Consider the following 18,883-nt stretch of genomic DNA (forward strand, 5'->3'; position numbering starts at 1 on the left):
CGGCGGCACGAGGGAGGACCCGGATGAAGCGGAACCGGCTCGGGAGGACCGAGGTGCACGTCACCGAACTGGGCTTCGGTGGCGGCCCGCTCGGCGGGCTCTTCGCACCGCTGGACGACGGGACGGCGGCGGGCGCGCTGGAGGCGGCCTGGGACGGCGGGATCCGCTACTTCGACACCTCCCCGCACTACGGCATCGGACACTCCGAGCGCCGCACCGGTGCCCTGCTGCGGGACCGGCCCCGCGAGGAGTTCACCCTGTCGACCAAGGTCGGCCGGCTGCTGGTCCCGCAGGACCCGGCGGGCCGTACGGACGAGAGCTTCGCGGTGCCCGCCACCCACCGTAGGGTCTGGGACTTCAGCCGGGACGGTGTGCTGCGCAGCGTGGCGGACTCGCTGGAGCGGATGGGCGTCGACCGGATCGACGTGCTGTTCCTGCACGACGCGGAGGAGCGTTTCGAGGACGCGCTGCGCGACGGGTACCCGGCTCTCGCCGAGCTGCGCGCCCAGGGCGTGGTGGGCGCGATCGGCGCCGGGATGTACCACCCCGGCAAGCTGACCCGGCTGGTCAGGGAGTCGGATGTCGACGTGGTGATGCTGTCCGGCCGCTACACGCTCCTCGACCACAGTGCCCTCGACGACCTCCTGCCCGCCTGCACCGAGCGGGGTGTCTCGGTGCTCGCCGCGTCGGTCTTCAACTCCGGCCTGCTCGCCACGGCCCGCCCCGCCGAGGACGCCACCTTCGACTACGCGCCGGCGGCACCGCAGTTGGTGGAGCGCGCGCATCGCATCGCCGACGTCTGCGAGGCCCACGGCGTGACGCTGCCGGAGCTGGCGATGGCGTTCCCGCTGCGCCACCCTGCGGTCGCGGGCATCGTCGTCGGCATGCGCACGGCGGACGAGGTGCGCGGCAACCTGGCGGCGTTCGCAGCGGACATCCCGCCTCAGGTGTGGGACGACCTGCGCGGTGAAGGGCTGTTGGACGAGCGCGCGCCGGTGTGACGCACACCCCATCGACAGCACCTCCAGTAAATGCGTATCTCCGATGCGTATTTGATAGCGTCCTCGCGTGAGGCTGACCAAGTTCACCGACCTGGCCCTGCGTGCCGTGATGCGCCTGGCCGTCTCCGAGCGGGACGAGCCCCTGACCACCCGGGAGGTGGCGCAGGACATGGGCGTGCCCGCCGCCCACATGGCGAAGGCGATCAGCCGGCTCCAGCATCTGGGAGTACTGGAGACCCGCCGGGGCCGCGGTGGCGGACTGGGTCTGACCGAGCCGGGCCGGCACGCCTCGGTCGGCTGGCTGGTGCGGGAGCTGGAGGGTGAGGAGGAGGTCGTCGCCTGCGAGGGCGACTCCCCCTGCCCCCTGCGCGCGGCCTGCCTTTTGCGCCGTGCGCTGCGCGACGCGCAGGAGGCCTTCTACGCCACGCTCGACCCGCTCACGGTGACCGACCTGGTGCGGTCCCCCACCGGCCCCGTCCTGGTCGGCCTCTCGGGCCGCCGCCCCGAGTGACCGGCACCGCCCGCGAAGCCCTTCCGCCATGGCTTTAAATGCGAAGATCATCTACCACTTAGGGAGAGTCATGCTGTCCGAGCAGTCCACCCCGGTCGTCCGCGCCACCCTGCCCGTCGTCGGCGCCGCCATCGGCGAGATCGCCGGGGTGTTCTACACCCGGCTCTTCGAGGACCGGCCCGAGCTGCTGCGCGACCTGTTCAACCGCGGCAACCAGGCCAACGGGGAGCAGCAGAAGGCGCTCGCGGGCTCGATCGCGGCCTTCGCGGGCCTGCTGGTCGAGCACCCCGAGTCCCGGCCGGACGCGATGCTGGCCCGGATCGCCCACAAGCACGCCTCGCTCGGCATCACCTCCGACCAGTACAAACTCGTCCACCAGCACCTCTTCGCCGCGATCGTCGAGGTCCTCGGCGACGCGGTCACCCCGGCCGTGGCGGCGGCCTGGGACGAGGTGTACTGGCTGATGGCCAACGCCCTGATCGCCCTGGAGACCAGGCTCTACCAGGAGTCCGGTGGCGCGGAGGGCGGGACCTGGCGGCCGATGGAGATCGTCGAGCGGCGCGAGGAGACCTCCGACACCGTGTCCTTCCTCCTGCGCCGGACCGACGGCACCCCCACCGGGGCCTTCCGTCCCGGGCAGTACGTCAGCGTCCAGGTCCAACTGCCCGACGGCGCCCGGCAGATACGCCAGTACAGCCTCTCCGGCGCCCCGCGGGACCCGTACTGGCGCATCACCGTCAAGCGCGTCCGGGCCGGTGCGGATCCGGCGGGCGAGGTGTCCTCCCGGCTGCACGAGCACGCCCGCCCCGGTGACACGCTCACCGTCTCCGCGCCGTTCGGCGATCTCGTACTGCCCGCGGGGGACGGCCCGTTGCTCCTGGCCTCCGCCGGCATCGGCGTCACCCCGATGCTGTCCATGCTCCACCACCTTGCGGCCCAGGACCCCACCCGCCCGGTACTCGTCGTGCACGCCGACCGCACCCCGGCGGACCACCCCCACCGCGAGGAGCAGCGCCGGCTCGTCGAGGCGCTCCCGAACGCCCGACTGCACCTGTGGTACGAGGAGTTGGCCACGAGCGCGCCCGGCGCCTCGGCAGGCCGCGCCGACGTCGGTGCGCTCGAGCTGCCCGACGGTGTGACCGCGTACCTGTGCGGTCCGCTGCCCTTCATGCGCGCGGTGCGCGGCGACCTGCTCTACCGTGGCCTTCCCGCGCACTCCGTCCACTACGAGGTCTTCGGCCCGGACCTCTGGCTCGGCACCGAGTAGGCCGACCTGCGCACCGCGGTGCCCGACGGACAACCGCGCCCCGACGAAAGGGACTTCCCGTGCTGTTCACCGGCCTCAGCGCCTTCCCGCTCACCCCGTCCGACGAGTCGGGCATCGACGAGAAGGCGTACGCCCGCCTCGTCGCGCGCCTCGCCGAGGCGGGGGTCGATTCGATCGGCGCGCTGGGGTCGACGGGCAACTACGCCTATCTGTCCCGCGAACAGCGCGCGGCGGCCGTGCGGATCGCCGTCGAGGCCGCCGACGGGGTGCCGGTCATGGCGGGCATCGGCGCGCTGCGCACGTCCCAGGTGCTGGCCCTGGCCGAGGACGCCCAGCGGGCGGGCGTCTCGGCGGTCCTGCTCGCCCCGATGACCTACCAGTCCCTCACCGACGACGAGGTGTTCGGCCTGTACGAACAGGTCACCCGCGAGCTCTCGGTCCCCCTGTGCGTGTACGACAACCCGGCCACCACGCATGTCCGGTTCACCGACGAACTCCACGGCCGTATCGCCGCGTTGCCGCAGGTCGCCGCGATCAAGATCCCGCCGGTCCCGGACGACCCGGCCGCGGCCCGGCAACGCGTCGAGGCGCTGCGGGCCCGGATCCCCGGGTCCGTCGCCCTCGGCGTGAGCGGGGACTGGGCGGCGGCCGGCGGCCTGAACGCCGGGTGCGACACGTGGTACTCGGTCACCGGCGGGCTGTTCCCCCGCACCGCGCTCGCCCTCACCCGGGCCGCGCAGAGCGGTGACGCCGAGGGGGCCGTGGCCCGGTCGGCACGACTGGAGCCGCTGTGGGGGTTCTTCCGCCGCTACGGCGGTCTGCGCGTGATGTCGGCGGCCGCCGCGCACCTGGGCCTCGCGACCGAGCCGAACCTGCCGCTGCCCCTGCGCGGCCTGCCCGCCGACGCCCGGCGCGACCTGGTGGCCGTACTGGACGAGTTGGACCTGGGAACGAACGCGTGACACACCGCGCCACGACCACGGCCTTCGCCGGGGAGTAGGGCGCCTACTGCGGCCGTATCACTCGCACCCGGCGGGTTCGGCCCTCCGGCCGAGGGAAACCGCGGACCGCGCCTCTACCTTGGGTTTCGGGTCCCCCCAAGGCCCTTTGGTGCACACCCCAGGAGAAGACAGTGCACGTACTCCTCGTCGAGGACAACCGGTTCGTGGCGGATTCCCTACGGCGCGGTCTGGCGCGCTACGGCTATCGCGTGACGTGGGTCGCGACCGGACGGGACGCGCTCGCGGCACCGGTGACCGACCTCGTGCTGCTCGACCTCGGGCTGCCGGACATCGACGGTCTGGACGTGTGCCGGGAGCTGCGCGCCCGCGGTGACGTGCCGATCGTGATCCTCAGCGGGCGGGGCAGCGAGACGGAGAAGGTCGTGGGTCTCGAACTGGGCGCGGACGACTACCTCGTGAAGCCGTTCCTCACCCGTGAGCTGATCGCCCGGATGCGAGCGGTCCTGCGCAGGGGCCCGACGGGACCGGCCTGTCGTCCTTTCCCGCACCGGGACACCTACGGGCGGCTGTCCGTCGACCGGCGGGCCCACCGCGCCTTCCTGGACGATGTCGAAGTCCCCCTGAACCCGAAGGAGTTCGCCCGGGCAGGCCCCCGCCGAGCCGCGCTCGCGCGCCGGGCACGATAGGTTCCGCCTCTGGGAACATACGGAGGTGCCGTGGGCGAGCAGAACGCTCAGCAGGAGATCACGACCGCGAAGCAGGCGGCGGACGACGAGCTGGTCCTGGCGTTCGGGCGGCTGCAGGGCGCCGCGAACCGGCTGGAGTACATCCTGGGCCGCCGGATAGAGGAGGAGTGCGGGATCAGCCACCTGATGTACGAGGTGCTGCTGATCCTGGGCCGCGCGGGCGAGCCGGGGCTGTCGATGCGGGCGATCGGCCAGGAGCAGGTGCTCAGCACGGGCGGGGCGACCCGGCTGGTGGACCGGATGGAGGCGGCGGGGCTGGTGCGGCGCGTCACGGACCCCCACGACCGGCGCGGACGCCTGGTGCGCCTGACCCCGCTGGGTGAGGAGACCGCCGTACGCGCTTCCCGCCTCCACGTCGAGAACATCAAGCGGTACTTCCTGGAGCCCCTGCCCGCGGCCCACCGGGAACGCTTCGCGGAGGACCTGCGCATCCTCAGTCACGCGGCCCGGGACTCCCTGCCGCAGCTGCCCTGAGCACCGTCCCGCGACGTGCGTCACACCGATGGACCCACCCGCGTGGAAATATCTGACGAGTCAGATAATGTTCCCCGTGTGAGTGCCCGCACCAGGTGGGCGCCACGTTCCCCGAGGTCCCCCGATGAAGCTCGTCTACGTCTTCGACGCCTACTGCGGCTGGTCCCACGGTTTCTCGGCCACCTTGCGCGAGATCGTCTCCCGGCACCCCGATCTGCCGGTCGAGGTCGTCTCCGGCGGTCTGTTCACCGGCCCGCGCGCCGTGCCGATCCGGGAGTTCGGCTACGTACACGGCGCCAACGCCCAGATCGCCGAGCGGACCGGCGCCGCCTTCGGCGAGGGCTACGAAAGGCTGATCGCCGACGGCTCGTTCGTGATGGACTCCGAGGCCGCCGCCCGCGGTGTCGCCGCCCTGCGCCGGGTGGCCCCCGACCGCGCGGTGGAACTGGCCACGGCTCTCCAGCACGCCTTCTACGCAGACGGACTGAGCCTGTCCGAGCCCGCCACCTACCGCAAGCTCGCGGAGGCGGCAGGACTGGACGCCGACGCCGTGGTCGCCGCGTTCCAGGATCCCGAGGCGTCCCTCGCGGCGGCGGACGACTTCCACCGTGCGGCCGAACTCGGCGTGACCGGCTTCCCCACCCTCCTGGCCGTCGACGGCGAGCACGTCGTCCCGCTGGCCCTGGGCCACGGCACCGCCGACGAGGTGGACCGGCGTCTCAAGGCCTTCGCGGCCTCCCTCACCTCCCCTTCCGACAACTAGGAGACCGTCATGAGCACCCTCGACTTCAAGGTCCTCGACCTGGACTTCCCGGCCGGCAGCAAGAACAAGACCGCGACCCTGGTCACCGGTGAGAGCGAGGCGCTGCTGGTGGACGCCGCCTTCACCCGCGCCGACGGGCACCGTCTGGCCGCCGAGATCCTCGACTCCGGCAAGACACTCACCACCGTGTTCATCAGCCACGCCGACCCCGACTTCTACTTCGGCGCCGAGGTCATCGCCGACGCCTTCCCCGACGCCGTCTTCCTCGCCACCCCGATCGTCATCGAGCACATCGCCCACTCCTACGAGGGCAAGCTCAAGGCCTGGGCCGCGCTCGGCCCGAACCTGCCCACCCGCCTGGTCGACCTCCAGCCACTCACCGGCGACCTCACCCTGGAGGGCCACACCTTCCAGCTCAAGGGCGGCCCGGCCGGACTGCCCGACCGCCACTACCTGTGGCAGGCCGAGCACCGCACCCTCCTCGGCGGCGTCCTGCTCTTCCAGCAGGAACACGTCTGGGTCGCCGACACCCCCACCCCCGAATCCCGCACCACCTGGATCAACCTGCTCGACGAAATGGCCGCCCTCGACCCGCACCTGGTCGTCCCCGGCCACCGCCTGCCCGACACCGCAGCCGACGCCTCCGCCATCACCGCCACCCGCGACTACCTGATCGCCTTCGAAGAGGAGCTCGGCAAGGCCGCCGACGGCGCCACGCTCACCGAGGCGCTGGTGGCCCGCTATCCGGGCAACGGCATGCTCATCGCCGCCCAGATCGGCGCGAAAGTCGCCAAGGGCGAGATGAAGTGGGGCTGACCGTCATGACCGACACCACCAACTTCGCCACCTCCTCCGCCCCCGCCGACGTCGTCCGCCGCCAGTACCTGGCCTCCGCCGCCGGCGACCTGGACGCCCTGCGCGCCACCCTCGCCCCCGACGTCGAGTGGACCGAGATGGCCGGCTTCCCCCTGGCCGGCACCTACCGCACCCCCGACGGCGTCACCGCCCACGTCATGGAACAACTCGGCAAGGACTGGGACGGCTGGACCGCCCACGACGACACCTACGTCGTCGACGGCGAGAACGTCGTCGTCCTCGCCCGCTACACCGCCACCAACAAGGCCACCGGCAAGCCCATCGACGTCCGCGTCGCCCACCACTTCGTCGTCCGCGGCGGACTCATCGTCCGCTTCGAACAGTTCGTGGACACCGCCCTCGTCCGCGACGCCATGACCGCCTGAGTCGTCCCGCGGCGGCAGGTCTCCCGGCAGCCCACTGGGTCGCCGGGAGACCTGCCCCGCGGTTCCGGCCCGTCCGGTCGCCGTCCTGGCAGGATGGCGTCATGGAACGTGTGCTTGGAATCGGCGGATATTTCCTGCGGGCCACCGACCCGACGGCCCTGAGCGCCTGGTACCGCGACTGCCTCGGCCTGGAGGCCGACGAGCACGGTCTGTGGCGTCCGGAAGCCGGGCCCACCGTGTTCGCGGCGTTCGAGGCCGGGACCGACTACTTCGGGTCCCGCACCCAGCAGACCATGCTCAACTTCCGGGTCCGCGACCTGGACGCGATGCTCGCGCAGCTGCGCGCCCAGGGGGCGGACGTGGCCGAGGCGACCCAGGACATGGAGGGCGTGGGCCGCTTCGGCTGGGTCACCGATCCCGAGGGCAACCGGATCGAACTGTGGCAGCCCGCCTGACCCTGCGGGCCGCCGGGTGAGCGGCGGGCTCGTCGCCGCCCGTGTCGCTCACTCATCGTCAGGGAACTCTCCCGCGAAGGCATCCGCCATGCGCAGCCAGGGCGCCGCCTCGTCCTGGCGTCCCTGACGTTGCAGGGTGCGGCCGAGCATCAGGTGGGCGTAGTGCTCCACCGGATCACGCTCGACGATCACCCGCAACTGCTCCTCGGCGCGCCGGAGTTGGGCCGAGTGGTAGTAGGCGCGGGCCAGGAGCAGCCGCGGCCCGGTCTGCTCCGGGGCCTCCTCGACCACGGCGGCGAGCAGCTTCGCGGCGGCGCTGTAGTCCCGCGCGCCGAACAGCAGCCGGGCCCGCTCCCAGCGCTCGGCGGTGCTCTCCTCGCGCGGCCCGCCGGGGCCGTTGTCGAACAGGTGCAGCGCGCTGGCCCAGCGGTCGGGCGCGACTCCGCCGGTCGCCGGGTAGGCGTTGAAGTTGTCGGTCATGGTTCCTCCCTCAGCGAGAGCTCTGTCGTACGGCCGTCAGAGCGCGGGTTCGGCGTCCTGTGTGCGCTCGGCCTCGCGGGCGGCCAGCAGGGACGCGTGGGTGGGAGCCTGCGGGACGTCCGCCGGTCGCCGGGCCGCGAACTCCTTGCGCAGCACCGGTACGACCTCCTCGCCGAGCAGGTCGATCTGCTCCAGCGCGGTCCTCAGCGGGATCCCCCCGCCGTCCACCACGAACAACTGGCGCTGGTAGTCGCCGGCGTACTCGCGGAAGCCGAGCGTCTTCTCGATGACCTGATCGGGCGTGCCGACGGTCAGCGGGGTCTGCTCCATGTACTCCTCCATCGGAAGCCCGCCTCCCATCACCGGTGAGTGGTCGAAGACCGGGCGGAACTCCCGTACCGCGTCCTGGGAGTTGTGGCGCATGTAGACCTGACCGCCGAGGCCGACGATCGCCTGTTCGGGGGTGCCGTGGCCGTAGTGCGCGTACCGCTGCCGGTACAAGTCGATCAGCTTCCCGGTGTGCTCCTTCGGCCAGAAGATGTTGTTGTGGAAGAACCCGTCGCCGTAGTAGGCGGCCTGCTCGGCGATCTCCGGGGAGCGGATGGAGCCGTGCCACACGAAGGGCGGGACGCCGTCCAGCGGGCGGGGCGTGGAGGTGAACCCCTGCAACGGGGTGCGGAACTTCCCCTCCCAGTTCACGACGTCCTCGCGCCACAGCCGGCGCAGCAGGGCGTAGTTCTCGATGGCGAGGTCGATGCCGTCACGGATGTCCTTGCCGAACCACGGATACACCGGTCCGGTGTTCCCCCGCCCCATCATCAGGTCCACACGCCCGTCGGCCAGGTGCTGGAGCATCGCGTAGTCCTCGGCGATCTTCACCGGGTCGTTCGTGGTGATGAGCGTGGTGGAGGTCGAGAGGACGATCCGCTCGGTGCGCGCGGCGACGTGGGCGAGCAGGGTCGTCGGCGACGAGGGCACGAAGGGCCGGTTGTGGTGCTCCCCGGTCGCGAAGACGTCGAGCCCGACCTCCTCGGCCTTCAGCGCGATCGCGACCATCGCCTTGATCCGCTCGTGCTCGCTCGGTGTACGACCGGTGCTCGGGTCGGTGGCCACGTCGCCGACGGTGAAGATGCCGAACTGCATCGCACTCACCCCTCCTTTTGTTGACGCATCAACCACCCCCTCGCAACACGGCTCCTCGGCCGGCTATTCCGCACACCGCCGGGCAGCTCGTCATGCCGCTTCCGGTCAGGACCTGCCCTCGTCCAGCTTCCCGACCACACGCTCGGAGATCTCCGCCAGGACCCGCAGCTCGGCGGGGGTGACATGGTCGAGGAACAGTTCACGCACCGCCTCGACATGCCGTGGGGCGGCCGCCTCGATGGCCGCGCGGCCGGCGTCCGTGATCACCACGAACGCGCCGCGCGCGTCCTCGGCGCACTCCTCCCGCACCACCAGTCCCCGGCCCGCCATCCGGGCGATGTGGTGGGACATCCTGCTCTTCTCCCACTCCAGCGCCCGGGCGAGATCCTGGTACCGCCGACGCCCCTCGGGGGTGTCCGTCAGCTGGACCAGCACCGCGAAGTCCGCGGGTGAGACATGGGACTCCGCCTGGAGCAGACGCCCCAGGCGGCCACCGAGCCGCTCATGCAGCCTGACGAAGCCCCGCCACGCGCGCTGCTCCTCCGGCGTCAGCCATCGCACCGTCTCTTCCATGGGGCGAGTGTAGGCATGGTTGACACATCATCCAGGAGGTCGGCTCCTCACCCGCCGATCGGCGGAATGGTCCCCGTCGTCGCCAGTTCCCGGTACCACAGGGCGCTGTCCTTGAGGGTGCGGCGCTGGGTGTCGTAGTCGATGTGGACGATGCCGAAGCGCTTCGAATAGCCGTAGCCCCACTCGAAGTTGTCCATCAGCGACCACACGAAGTACCCGCGCAGATCGACGCCGGCGGTCAGGGCCCGGTGGGCCGCGGTGAGGTGGCGGTGGAGGTAGTCGACCCGCTCGGGGTCGTGGACGGTGCGGGTGCCGTCGGGGCCGACGGTGACGTGGTCCTCGAAGGCCGATCCGTTCTCGGTGATGACGAGGGGCTGCTCCGGGAAGCGGGTGTGCAGGTCGAGGAGCAGCTCTTCGAGCCCGTCGGGGTCGATGTTCCACCCCATGGCGGTGTGCGGGCCCTCCTGCGCGACGAACTCGACCTGGGGTGAGCCGGGCCAGGGCGAACCGCCCATGTCCTTGTGACCGTCGTTGTTCTGACGGTCCGTCATCCCGTCCCACAGCCGGACCCGCGTGGTGGCGTAGTAGTTGACGCCGAGCAGGTCCAGGGGCTGGTGGATCCGGTCGAGGTCGCCGTCCCGCACGAAGGCCCAGTCGGTGACACCGGCGGTGTCCTCGATGAGGTCCTGCGGGTAGCGGCCGCGCAGCAGGGGCTCGGTGAAGGCACGGTTGGCGAGGGCGTCGATACGGCGTACGGCCTCCTCGGCGCCGTCGCCCTCGCCGCGCAGGACATGGAAGTTGAGGGTGATCGAGTACTGCGGATCGTTGGTGGTGACCTCCCTGAGCTGCTCGACCGCCAGCCCGTGGGCGAGGTTGAGATGGTGGACCGCGGTGAGCGCCGCGGCGCCGTCGGTGCGGCCGGGGGCGTGGGCACCGGAACCGTAGCCGAGGTAGGCGGAGCACCACGGCTCGTTCAGCGTGGTCCAGACGGCGACGCGGTCGCCGAGGGCTTCGCCGACGAGACGGGCGTAGTCGGCGAAGGCGTGCGCGGTGGCGCGGTTCGTCCAGCCGCCCTCGTCCTCGAGGGCCTGGGGCAGGTCCCAGTGGTAGAGGGTCGCGACGGGAAGGATCTCCCGTTCGAGCAGGCCGTCGACCAGCCGGCTGTAGAAGTCCAGCCCCTTGGGGTTGGCCGGGCCGCGGCCGGTGGGCTGGATGCGCGGCCAGGAGACGGAGAACCGGTAGGCCCGCAGGCCCAGGGAGGCCATGAGGTCGAGGTCGGCCTCCAGGCGGTGGTAGTGGTCGGCGGCCACGTCACCGGTGTCGCCGTTCCACGTCTTGCCCGGTGTGTGGGAGTAGGTGTCCCAGATGGAGGGACCGCGGCCGTCCTCGTCGGCGGCGCCCTCGATCTGGTAGGCGGCGGTCGCGGAGCCGAGAAGGAAGTGCGCGGGGAAGGACGGGGACTGGGCTGTCGGCATGCGGGTTTCCTTCGGAGGATGCGGGGAGTGCGGCCGGGATCCACGGTGATGTTAACGTTAACAAGCTGTCAAGGTCTCGCCCCGAAGAATCCCGCTCCCACCCCCGCCCACCTCGGAGTGCGCCCCGTGCCGACCTTCTCCAACCCCGTCCTCGCCGGCAGTCGTCCGGACCCCTCGGTCTGTCGGGTCGGGGAGGACTTCTACCTGGTCACGTCGTCGTTCGCGTACTACCCCGGCCTCCCTGTCCACCACAGCCGCGACCTGGTGGACTGGAGGCCGCTCGGCCATGTCGTGGACCGCCCCTCGCAGGTGTCGCTGACCGGGCTGGACGTCTCGGACGGCCTGTGGGCCGCCACCGTCCGCCATCACGAGGGCACCTTCTACGTGGTCGTGACCCTGGCGAGAGGCCGTCGGGGCAGCACCACGTACCTCTTCACGGCCTCCGACCCGGCCGGACCCTGGTCGGACCCGGTCGCCCTGGACGCCGAGGGCATCGACCCGTCGCTGTTCTTCGACGACGACGGCCGCTGCTGGTTCACCGCCTGCCGCGACGCCGCCGAACCGGAGGTGACGGGCCCCGGCGAGCTGTGGCTGCGTGAACTCGACCTGGACACACTGGAGTTGACGGGCCCGGTGCATGCGCTGTGGTACGGCGCGCTGCGGGGTGCCTGGGTGGAGGCACCGCACCTGTACAAGCGGGACGGGGTGTATCACCTGATCGCCGCGGAGGGCGGCACCGAACACCATCACGCCGTCACCGCGGCCCGCGCCGACTCCGTCACCGGCCCCTACACCACCGACCCCAGAAGCCCGTTGCTCACCCACCGCCACCGCGGCGCGGCCGAACCGATCCACAACGTCGGCCATGTCGACCTCGTCGACACACCCGCCGGGGAGACCTGGGCGGTGGCCCTGGGGATACGACCGACCGAGGGCACCCACACCCTGGGCCGTGAGGTGTTCCTCGTCCCGGTCGAATGGACCGACAGGGGCCCGGTGTTCGCGCCGGAGACGGGCCGGGTGGGTCTCTCGGAGCGGCGGCCCGCGGGGCTCGCCTCGGCACCCGCGGTCCCGGACGGGCCGGTGCGGGACGACTTCGCCGGCGGCTCGCTCGACCCGGAGTGGAGCAGCCTGCGCGGACCGGTCGACCACCTCGTGTCACCCGACTCCGCGGAGGGCGGCCTGACGATCCGCCTCTCCCCCGAACTCCTCACCTCGACCGGGACGCCGGCCTTCATCGCCCGCCCTCAGCAACACCTGCGGATGCGGGCCGCCACCCGTGTCCGCCTGACCGCCCCCGCGCCCACCCAGGAGGCGGGGCTGGTCGTCTTCCAGAACGACCGCCGGCACGCCACGCTGGCCCTCACCGTCGGCTCCGACGGCACGCTGCGGGTCGTCCTGACCGCTGTGGAGGCCGGGACCGCCACCCGTCTCGCGGCCGTGCCGGTCACCGTCAGCGAGGTCGTCCTCGCCGTGGACAGCGACGAGTCCGCCTACACCTTCCACGTCGAGGACGACTCCCGGACGACCGTGGGCAGCGTCGAACGGCCCTTTTTCAGCACGGAACGGGCCGGTGGATTCGTGGGCGTCCACCTCGGCCTGTACGGCACCTCGGGCACGGGCGAAGGGGAGGCGCGGGTGCGGTGGTTCGAGTACGCCCCCAGTCTCGCCGGGAACGACGGCTGAGGCAGGGAACCGGAAGCTCAGGAGTGCGCGCGGGGCGCGGCGGTGCTCTGCCGTACGACGAGTTCAGGTGCGATGCTCCGGCGTTCCGCGCCCTCCCCGCCCAGCATCCGCACCAGTTGCTCGATGGCGCTGCGGCCGAGGTGGGCGAAGTCCTGGCGGACCGTGGTGAGGGCGGGCACCAGAAAGTCGGCGCCCTTCATGTCGTCGAAGCCGACGAGGGAGACGTCCTGGGGCACCCTGACGCCCCGCTCGGCGAAGGCCGCCAGTACGCCCATGGCCATCAGGTCGTTCCCGGCGAAGACCGCGGTGGGCGGTCCGGCGTCGGCGTCACAGAGCCGGTGGGCCAGGCGGAAGCCGCTCTCGGCGGTGAAGTCGCCTTCCAGCAGGGCGCCTTCGGCTCCCGCGGCGGCGAGTTCGGCCCGCCAGCCCTCGACGCGGGCCCGGGCGTCGAAGGTGCGCAGCGCGCCCGTCAGGTGGGCGACGTCCCGGTGTCCGAGGCCGAGGAGGTGGCGGACCGCGAGCCGGGCGCCGAGTTCCTGGTCGACCTCGACGAAGCTCAGGTCGGGGTGGGGCACGCTGCCGGACATCACCACGGCCACCGGCACCTCGAAGGAGAGGCCGGACAGCGCCTCCACCACGACGGGCCGGTCGGTGACGACCGCGATCGCCTCCACCGACTGGTCGGTGAGCCGGCGCAGCGTCTCGACGAGGTCGGCGCTGGTGCTCTCGCCCTGCCGGCTGGCCAGGCTCACCCAGTAGCCCGCCGTCTTGGCGGCCGTCTCCACGCCGAGGAGGATGCGCGGCAGCTCGAACAGCTCGGACCCGACGATCACCACACCGATCGTCGAGGAGCGGCGGCTCTTGAGGGCCCGGGCGACGCTGTTGCGGCGGTAGCCCAGCTTCTGGATGGCCGCCTCGACCCGGGTGCGGGTCTCGGGGCGGACCGACGGGTGGCCGTTGATGACACGGGAGACGGTGATGTGCGAGACGCCGGCCTCCCGGGCCACGTCCATCATGCCTGGCGGCCGGTCCATGTCACTCGTCCTCTGCCCTCGACCCCCGCGGGCGGCCCCGCGCCCGCCGCCGATACTGTCACAGGCCGCGAGGCCCTGGCGGCGGGCGTGTCCCTGCAGGCCAGGGGTCAGGACGCGTACCGCGGTGTCCACTGGGTCGCCGCGACCGCCTCGCGCAGCTCCGCCTCGGTGGCCTCGGGGGCGACCCCGTCCTCGACGGCCGTCCGGGCCACGGCGAGTGCGATGTCCCGGGCCGCGTCCCGCATGCTCGCCAGCGGTGGCAGCAGCGGGGTCGCCCCGTCGGTGCCCGCCCGGACCGCGGTCTCGCCCAGGGCCCGGGCAGCCGCGACCATCATGCGGTCGGTCACCCGGGTGGCCCGGCTCGCGGTCACCGCGAGACCGACGGCGGGGAAGACGTAGACGTTGTTGGCCTGGGCGACCGGCACCTCGCGGCCCTCGACCTTCAGCGGCGGGAAGGGTGAGCCGGCGGCGATCAGGGCGCGGCCGTCGGTCCAGCGGGCGAGGTCGGCGGGGTCGGCCTCGGCGTTCGAGGTGGGGTTCGACAGCGGCAGGATCACCGGTCGGTCGCAGGAGTCGGCCATGGTCCGCACGATCTCCTCGGTGAAGGCGCCGTGCGCCGTGGACAGCCCGATCAGCACGGACGGCTTCACCTCGCCGACCACGCCGGCCAGGTCGCGCGCGCTCCACTGCCGTACCTCTTCGTCGTCGCGCGCATAGACCCGCTGCTCCGGTGTGAGGTCGGTGCGGGAGCGCACCAGGAGGCCGTCGATGTCGACGAACCAGAACCGATCGGCCGCCTCCTGCTCGGACAGGCCCTCCTCGACCAGTGCGGTACGGATCATGTCGGCGACGCCGATGGCGGCCGAACCCGCGCCCAGGACCACGATCCGGTGGTCGGTCAGGGACGATCCGGCGACCTTCGTGGCGGTCGACAGCGCGCCCAGCGCCACGGCCGCGGTGCCCTGGATGTCGTCGTTGAAGGTGAGCAGGCGGTCCTGGTAGCGGGTGAGGATCGGGCGGGCGTGAGCGGTCGCGAAGTCCTCCCACTGGAGCAGGGTCCCGGGGAGTTCGGCCTCCACGGCGGAGACGAACGCCTCGATCATCTCGTCGTACGCGTCGCCGGTGACGCGGTGCTGACGGCGGCCGAGGTAGTGCTCGCCGGCCAGCAGCTGTTCGTTGTCGGTGCCGACGTCGAGGAGGATCGGGAGGGTGCGGGCGGGGTGGATGCCGCCGATGGCGGTGTAGAGGCTGAGCTTGCCGATCGGGATGCCCATGCCGCCGACGCCCTGGTCACCGAGGCCCAGGATGCGCTGGCCGTCGGTGACCACGATGACGTCGACCTCGCCGCCCGGCCGGTTGCGCAGGATCTCCCGGAAGCGGTGCCGGTCCTCGTAGGTCAGGAACAGGCCGCGGGGCCTGCGGTAGATCTCGCTGAAGCGCCGGCACGCCTCGCCGACGGTCGGGGTGTAGACGACCGGCAGCATCTCCTCCAGGTGCCGGGTGAGCAGGCCGTAGAAGAGCACCTCGTTGGTGTCCTGGAGCTGGCGCAGGTAGATGTGCCGGTTGAGCGGCTTGTCGTAGCCGAGGAACGCCTCGTACGCCCGTTCGGCCTGTTCGTCGAGGGTCTCGGTCGCCGGTGGCAGCAGTCCGTCGAGGCCGAGCTCGGCGCGCTCGTCGGGGGTGAAGGCGGTGCCCTTGTTGAGGAGGGGATCGGCGAGCAGGGCCGCTCCGCGGACCTGGGCGGGGCTGTGTGGTGCCATGACGTTCCTCGGGTCGACGGGTTCCGGACCAGCTACTCCTGTGCCCCGTCGACCGACATCCGAATCAGCCGCCCCGTACGGCCGTCGGGTGGCTCAGGCGTCGTCGGCCGTGTGCACCCGCCGACCCTCGACGAAGGTCTGGAGGACCCGGGTCGCGGCGATCTCCTCGGGCGGGCCCGCGAACGGATCCCGGTCGAGTACGACGAGATCGGCCGACTTTCCGACGGTGATGCTGCCGGAGATGTCGTCGAGGTGGTTCACGTGGGCGCTGCCCGCCGTGTACGCGGCGAGCGCGGTGCCCAGGTCGAGACGCTGCTCGGGGAGGAACTCCGGGGTGCCCTCGGGGGCGCCCGGGGTGATCCGGTTGACGGCGACGTGGATGGCCTGGAGGGGGTCCGGGCTGCTGACCGGCCAGTCGCTGCCGGCGGCCAGGGTGGCGCCGGCCCGCAGCAGGTCGCCGAACGGGTACTGGCGGGCGCCGCGTTCCGCGCCCAGGAAGGGCAGGGTCAGTTGGTCCATCTGCGGTTCGTGGGCGGCCCACAGCATCTGGAGGTTGGCGCTCGCGCCCAGGGCACGGAACCGGGGGATGTCGTGCGGGTGGACGACCTGGAGGTGCGCCAGGTGGTGCCGGGTGTCCCGCCGTCCGTTGGCGGTGCGGGCGGACTCGACGGCGTCGAGGGCCTCGCGCACCGCGCGGTCGCCGAGCGCGTGGAAGTGGACCTGGAAGCCGGAGGCGTCGAGTTCGGTGACGTACTTCTTCAGCTCGTCCGGTGCGACGAAGCTGATGCCGCTGTTGTCGGAGGCGCAGCCGCAGCCGGTCAGGTAGGGGGTGAGCATCGCCGCGGTGTGGTTCTCGGCGATGCCGTCCTGCATGACCTTGACGGTGCTCGCCCGGAACCGGTCCCGGTGCAACTCCTCGCGGCGGGCGACGAGTTCGGGGATCTGCTCGGCGCCGCGCTCGCGGTCCCACCACAGAGCGCCGACGACCCGGGCGGTGAGCAGGCCCCGGTCGAGGGCGGCCGTGTAACTGGGCGCCGGATCGGTCATGTTGGCGTACGCGCCCACGATGGCGTCCTGCCAGGCGGTGACGCCGTACGAGTGGAGCACGGCCTGCGCCCGCAGCAGCGCCGCGAGTTGGTCCTCCGGTGTGGGGTCGGGCACCAGCCTGCCCACGAGGTGGACGGCGCCCTCCTGGAGCATGCCGGTGGGGTTGCCGTCGGCGTCACGCTCGATGCGGCCGTCGGCCGGGTCGGGGGTGCGGGCGTCGATGCCGGCGCGTTCCAGGGCACGGCTGTTGACCCAGGCGCCGTGGTGGTCGCGGTTGGGCAGGAAGACGGGGCGGTCGGGGACGATCGCGTCGAGTGCCGCGGCGGTGGGGGCGCCGCCGGGGAACGCCTCCAGGGACCAGCCGCCGCCGGTGATCCACTCGGCGTCCGGGTGCCGGTCGGCGTACTCCCTGATCCTGCGCAGGTATGCGGCGGGGTCGACGGTGTCGGCGAGGTGGCACAGGCCGAGTTCGAGGCCCGCGCCCTGTGGGTGGACGTGCGCGTCCTGGAAGCCGGGCAACAGCAACTTGCCCGCCAGGTCGACGACTTCGGTGCGCGGGCCGATCAGCTCGCGCACCTCGTCGTGGCCGACGGCGGCGATCCGCCCGTCGCGCACGGCCACCGACGTGGCGCGGCTGCGGGCGGGATCGACGGTGTGCACGGGACCGCCGGTGAGGACGAGGTCCGCGGTGTGTGACATGGGGGTGGGCTCCAGGGTCCGGGGTCCGAGGGCAGGGGAAGGTCAGACCGCCGTACGGTCCATCGGCAGGGTCAGGGCGTCGGCATCGGTGCCGCGCCCGGTGGTGAAGTACGGGGAGTGCCGGACGTACTTGGCGACGGCGGCCATGCCGAGTCCGGCGAGGACGATCACGGCGGGCAGCGAGAACATGAACCAGCCGTTGTCCGGGCTGAGGGCGAAGTGGTCGCTCATCGTCAGGTACGAGTATCCGAGGTAGCCGCCGAGGCCCAGCAGGATCAGGCCGGACACGGCGGGCACGGCGACGGCGAGCAGCGCCTCCCGGGCGCCTTCGTGGCGGGCGGCGCGGAAGCGGACGGCGCAGGCGAGCGCGGTGAGGCCGTAGTAGAGGGCGACGATCAGGCCGATGGCGTTGACGGCGGCCAGCAGCATGTCGCTGAGCTTGGGGATGGCGATGGCGAGTACGGCGATCACTCCGGCGATGGCCATCACGACGGCGGTGCCGGCGGCGGGGGTGCCGTAGCGCGGGTGGATGCGGGTCCACAGCGGGCCCATGGTGCGGTCGCGGCTCATGGCGAACAGTCCGCGCGCGGTGGGGATCAGGGTGGCCTGCACGGAGGCGACGGCGGAGAACATCAGCGCGACCACGGGGAGGGTGGCCCAGGGTTCGGCGGCGAGTTTCTCGCCGAGGTACGGGAGCGCCTGGGGGCCGTTCCTGACGAGTTCGGCGAGGCTCATCTCGCGCTGGAAGGCGACCGAGGCGAAGAGGAACAGGCCGAGCATCGCGAACAGGGCGATGAGGCCGCCGCGGGCCGCCTCGCCCGGGCTCTTCGTCTCCTCGTTGACGCTGAAGGCGGCGTCCCAGCCCCAGAAGAAGAACACCGCGAGGACCATGCCCTGGGCGAAGGTCTTGCCGCTGGAGATCTCGAAGGGGTTGAACCAGGACAGCGAGAAGGCGTGGTCGCCGGTGATCAGGGCCCAGCCGCAGAAAGCCAGCAGGACCGCGTACTCGAAGACCAGGAGGGCGAACTGGAAGCGGGTGGCGGCCCGGATACCGGTGACGGCGAGGACGGTGAGGCCGACGAGGATCACCAGGCCGACGCCGGTGGTGACGCCGGTGGACGTCGGGTCGAGGGCGATGCCGGCGACGCTGTGCAGCCCTGCCTTGTTGGCGAGGATCAGGACGACGGAGCCCATGATCGCGCTGGTGTAGGCGCAGAAGATGACCGAGCCGACCAGGGTGACCCAGCCGGTGAGGAACCCGGGCCAGGGGCCGAGGGATCTGCCGACCCAGACGTAGCCGTTGCCCATGTTCGGTTCGGAGCGGTTCAGGCGGGCGTAGGCGGTGGCGATGCCGAGCACCGGCAGGAAGGCCAGGAGCAGCAGGGCCGGGGCCTGGAGCCCGACGATGGTCGCGATCGTGCCCATGCCGATGGCGATGCTGGTGGTGGCCGCGGTGCTGGAGGCGGCGAGGGCTACGCCGTCGACGACACCCAGGGAGCGACGCAGAGCGGTTCCGGGCGGAGCGGACGCGGGCGGTGCTGACGACATGGAGGGCTCCTCGGGGAC

Annotated in this window: 19 protein-coding genes; 11 read left to right on the plus strand and 8 right to left on the minus strand. The window is 72.0% G+C overall.

Annotation, left to right across the window (positions count from 1 at the left end; all coding sequences use genetic code 11):
- Positions 1–23 precede the first annotated feature (23 nt).
- From OHN19_RS03675 to OHN19_RS03720, 10 genes are all read left to right on the plus strand, one after another.
- Positions 24–1,001, plus strand: a complete 978-nt coding sequence (locus OHN19_RS03675) for an aldo/keto reductase (RefSeq protein ID WP_330262714.1) — start codon at positions 24–26, stop codon at positions 999–1,001.
- Between the two features lie 67 nt (positions 1,002–1,068).
- Positions 1,069–1,512, plus strand: a complete 444-nt coding sequence (locus OHN19_RS03680) for an Rrf2 family transcriptional regulator (RefSeq protein ID WP_330262715.1) — start codon at positions 1,069–1,071, stop codon at positions 1,510–1,512.
- Positions 1,513–1,582: 70 nt separating this feature from the next.
- Positions 1,583–2,779: a globin domain-containing protein gene (locus OHN19_RS03685; RefSeq protein ID WP_330262716.1), complete on the plus strand. Its 1,197-nt coding sequence runs from the start codon at positions 1,583–1,585 to the stop codon at positions 2,777–2,779.
- Positions 2,780–2,838: 59 nt separating this feature from the next.
- Positions 2,839–3,741 carry a dihydrodipicolinate synthase family protein gene (locus OHN19_RS03690; RefSeq protein ID WP_330262717.1) on the plus strand — a complete coding sequence of 301 codons (903 nt, stop codon included), beginning with the start codon at positions 2,839–2,841 and terminating at the stop codon, positions 3,739–3,741.
- A 170-nt stretch (positions 3,742–3,911) separates the two neighbouring features.
- Entirely contained in the window at positions 3,912–4,427 is a 516-nt protein-coding gene (locus tag OHN19_RS03695) for a response regulator transcription factor (protein ID WP_330262718.1), read from the plus strand.
- A gap of 30 nt (positions 4,428–4,457) precedes the next feature.
- Positions 4,458–4,961, plus strand: coding sequence for a MarR family winged helix-turn-helix transcriptional regulator (locus tag OHN19_RS03700; RefSeq protein ID WP_330262719.1), 504 nt, complete (start codon positions 4,458–4,460; stop codon positions 4,959–4,961).
- A 124-nt stretch (positions 4,962–5,085) separates the two neighbouring features.
- A complete protein-coding gene (locus tag OHN19_RS03705) occupies positions 5,086–5,724 on the plus strand; it encodes a DsbA family protein (protein ID WP_330262720.1) in 639 nt (212 codons plus the stop codon).
- A gap of 9 nt (positions 5,725–5,733) precedes the next feature.
- Entirely contained in the window at positions 5,734–6,540 is an 807-nt protein-coding gene (locus OHN19_RS03710) for an MBL fold metallo-hydrolase (RefSeq protein WP_330262721.1), read from the plus strand.
- A 5-nt stretch (positions 6,541–6,545) separates the two neighbouring features.
- A complete protein-coding gene (locus OHN19_RS03715) occupies positions 6,546–6,965 on the plus strand; it encodes a nuclear transport factor 2 family protein (protein WP_330262722.1) in 420 nt (139 codons plus the stop codon).
- A gap of 101 nt (positions 6,966–7,066) precedes the next feature.
- Positions 7,067–7,420: a VOC family protein gene (locus tag OHN19_RS03720; RefSeq protein ID WP_330262723.1), complete on the plus strand. Its 354-nt coding sequence runs from the start codon at positions 7,067–7,069 to the stop codon at positions 7,418–7,420.
- Between the two features lie 48 nt (positions 7,421–7,468).
- Here OHN19_RS03720 and OHN19_RS03725 read toward each other — a convergent pair whose 3' ends face one another.
- From OHN19_RS03725 to OHN19_RS03740, 4 genes are all read right to left on the minus strand, one after another.
- The gene (locus OHN19_RS03725) at positions 7,469–7,900 is read right to left on the minus strand and encodes a tetratricopeptide repeat protein (protein WP_330262724.1); all 432 of its coding nucleotides are present in this window, start codon (positions 7,898–7,900) and stop codon (positions 7,469–7,471) included.
- Positions 7,901–7,936: 36 nt separating this feature from the next.
- Positions 7,937–9,043: an LLM class flavin-dependent oxidoreductase gene (locus OHN19_RS03730; RefSeq protein ID WP_330269524.1), complete on the minus strand. Its 1,107-nt coding sequence runs from the start codon at positions 9,041–9,043 to the stop codon at positions 7,937–7,939.
- A 105-nt stretch (positions 9,044–9,148) separates the two neighbouring features.
- Positions 9,149–9,616, minus strand: a complete 468-nt coding sequence (locus OHN19_RS03735) for a MarR family winged helix-turn-helix transcriptional regulator (RefSeq protein ID WP_330262725.1) — start codon at positions 9,614–9,616, stop codon at positions 9,149–9,151.
- Between the two features lie 47 nt (positions 9,617–9,663).
- A complete protein-coding gene (locus OHN19_RS03740) occupies positions 9,664–11,091 on the minus strand; it encodes a GH1 family beta-glucosidase (RefSeq protein ID WP_330262726.1) in 1,428 nt (475 codons plus the stop codon).
- Between the two features lie 126 nt (positions 11,092–11,217).
- Between OHN19_RS03740 and OHN19_RS03745 the strand changes: the two genes are divergently transcribed.
- Positions 11,218–12,777: a glycoside hydrolase family 43 protein gene (locus OHN19_RS03745; protein ID WP_330262727.1), complete on the plus strand. Its 1,560-nt coding sequence runs from the start codon at positions 11,218–11,220 to the stop codon at positions 12,775–12,777.
- Positions 12,778–12,794: 17 nt separating this feature from the next.
- On the opposite strand, the gene OHN19_RS03750 is transcribed toward OHN19_RS03745, so the two are convergent.
- The 4 genes from OHN19_RS03750 to OHN19_RS03765 form a co-directional block, all read right to left on the minus strand.
- Positions 12,795–13,811, minus strand: a complete 1,017-nt coding sequence (locus OHN19_RS03750) for a LacI family DNA-binding transcriptional regulator (RefSeq protein WP_330262728.1) — start codon at positions 13,809–13,811, stop codon at positions 12,795–12,797.
- Positions 13,812–13,918: 107 nt separating this feature from the next.
- On the minus strand, positions 13,919–15,571 hold the full coding sequence (locus OHN19_RS03755; RefSeq protein WP_330262729.1) for an NAD-dependent malic enzyme: 1,653 nt from the start codon (positions 15,569–15,571) through the stop codon (positions 13,919–13,921).
- Between the two features lie 93 nt (positions 15,572–15,664).
- Positions 15,665–17,317 carry an amidohydrolase gene (locus OHN19_RS03760; RefSeq protein WP_330262730.1) on the minus strand — a complete coding sequence of 551 codons (1,653 nt, stop codon included), beginning with the start codon at positions 17,315–17,317 and terminating at the stop codon, positions 15,665–15,667.
- Positions 17,318–17,359: 42 nt separating this feature from the next.
- Positions 17,360–18,865 carry an APC family permease gene (locus OHN19_RS03765; RefSeq protein WP_330262731.1) on the minus strand — a complete coding sequence of 502 codons (1,506 nt, stop codon included), beginning with the start codon at positions 18,863–18,865 and terminating at the stop codon, positions 17,360–17,362.
- Between the last annotated feature and the right edge of the window lie 18 nt (positions 18,866–18,883).

This window comes from Streptomyces griseorubiginosus (assembly GCF_036345115.1).
Classification (GTDB): domain Bacteria; phylum Actinomycetota; class Actinomycetes; order Streptomycetales; family Streptomycetaceae; genus Streptomyces; species Streptomyces griseorubiginosus_C.

Coding starts and splice junctions, on each gene's coding strand:
- OHN19_RS03675 (WP_330262714.1), top strand. CDS start 24: ATGAAGCGGAACCGGCTCGGGAGGACCGAGGTGCACGTCACCGAACTG.
- OHN19_RS03685 (WP_330262716.1), top strand. CDS start 1,583: ATGCTGTCCGAGCAGTCCACCCCGGTCGTCCGCGCCACCCTGCCCGTC.
- OHN19_RS03705 (WP_330262720.1), top strand. CDS start 5,086: ATGAAGCTCGTCTACGTCTTCGACGCCTACTGCGGCTGGTCCCACGGT.
- OHN19_RS03710 (WP_330262721.1), top strand. CDS start 5,734: ATGAGCACCCTCGACTTCAAGGTCCTCGACCTGGACTTCCCGGCCGGC.
- OHN19_RS03715 (WP_330262722.1), top strand. CDS start 6,546: ATGACCGACACCACCAACTTCGCCACCTCCTCCGCCCCCGCCGACGTC.
- OHN19_RS03720 (WP_330262723.1), top strand. CDS start 7,067: ATGGAACGTGTGCTTGGAATCGGCGGATATTTCCTGCGGGCCACCGAC.
- OHN19_RS03725 (WP_330262724.1), bottom strand. CDS start 7,900: ATGACCGACAACTTCAACGCCTACCCGGCGACCGGCGGAGTCGCGCCC.
- OHN19_RS03730 (WP_330269524.1), bottom strand. CDS start 9,043: ATGCAGTTCGGCATCTTCACCGTCGGCGACGTGGCCACCGACCCGAGC.
- OHN19_RS03735 (WP_330262725.1), bottom strand. CDS start 9,616: ATGGAAGAGACGGTGCGATGGCTGACGCCGGAGGAGCAGCGCGCGTGG.
- OHN19_RS03740 (WP_330262726.1), bottom strand. CDS start 11,091: ATGCCGACAGCCCAGTCCCCGTCCTTCCCCGCGCACTTCCTTCTCGGC.
- OHN19_RS03750 (WP_330262728.1), bottom strand. CDS start 13,811: ATGGACCGGCCGCCAGGCATGATGGACGTGGCCCGGGAGGCCGGCGTC.
- OHN19_RS03755 (WP_330262729.1), bottom strand. CDS start 15,571: ATGGCACCACACAGCCCCGCCCAGGTCCGCGGAGCGGCCCTGCTCGCC.
- OHN19_RS03760 (WP_330262730.1), bottom strand. CDS start 17,317: ATGTCACACACCGCGGACCTCGTCCTCACCGGCGGTCCCGTGCACACC.
- OHN19_RS03765 (WP_330262731.1), bottom strand. CDS start 18,865: ATGTCGTCAGCACCGCCCGCGTCCGCTCCGCCCGGAACCGCTCTGCGT.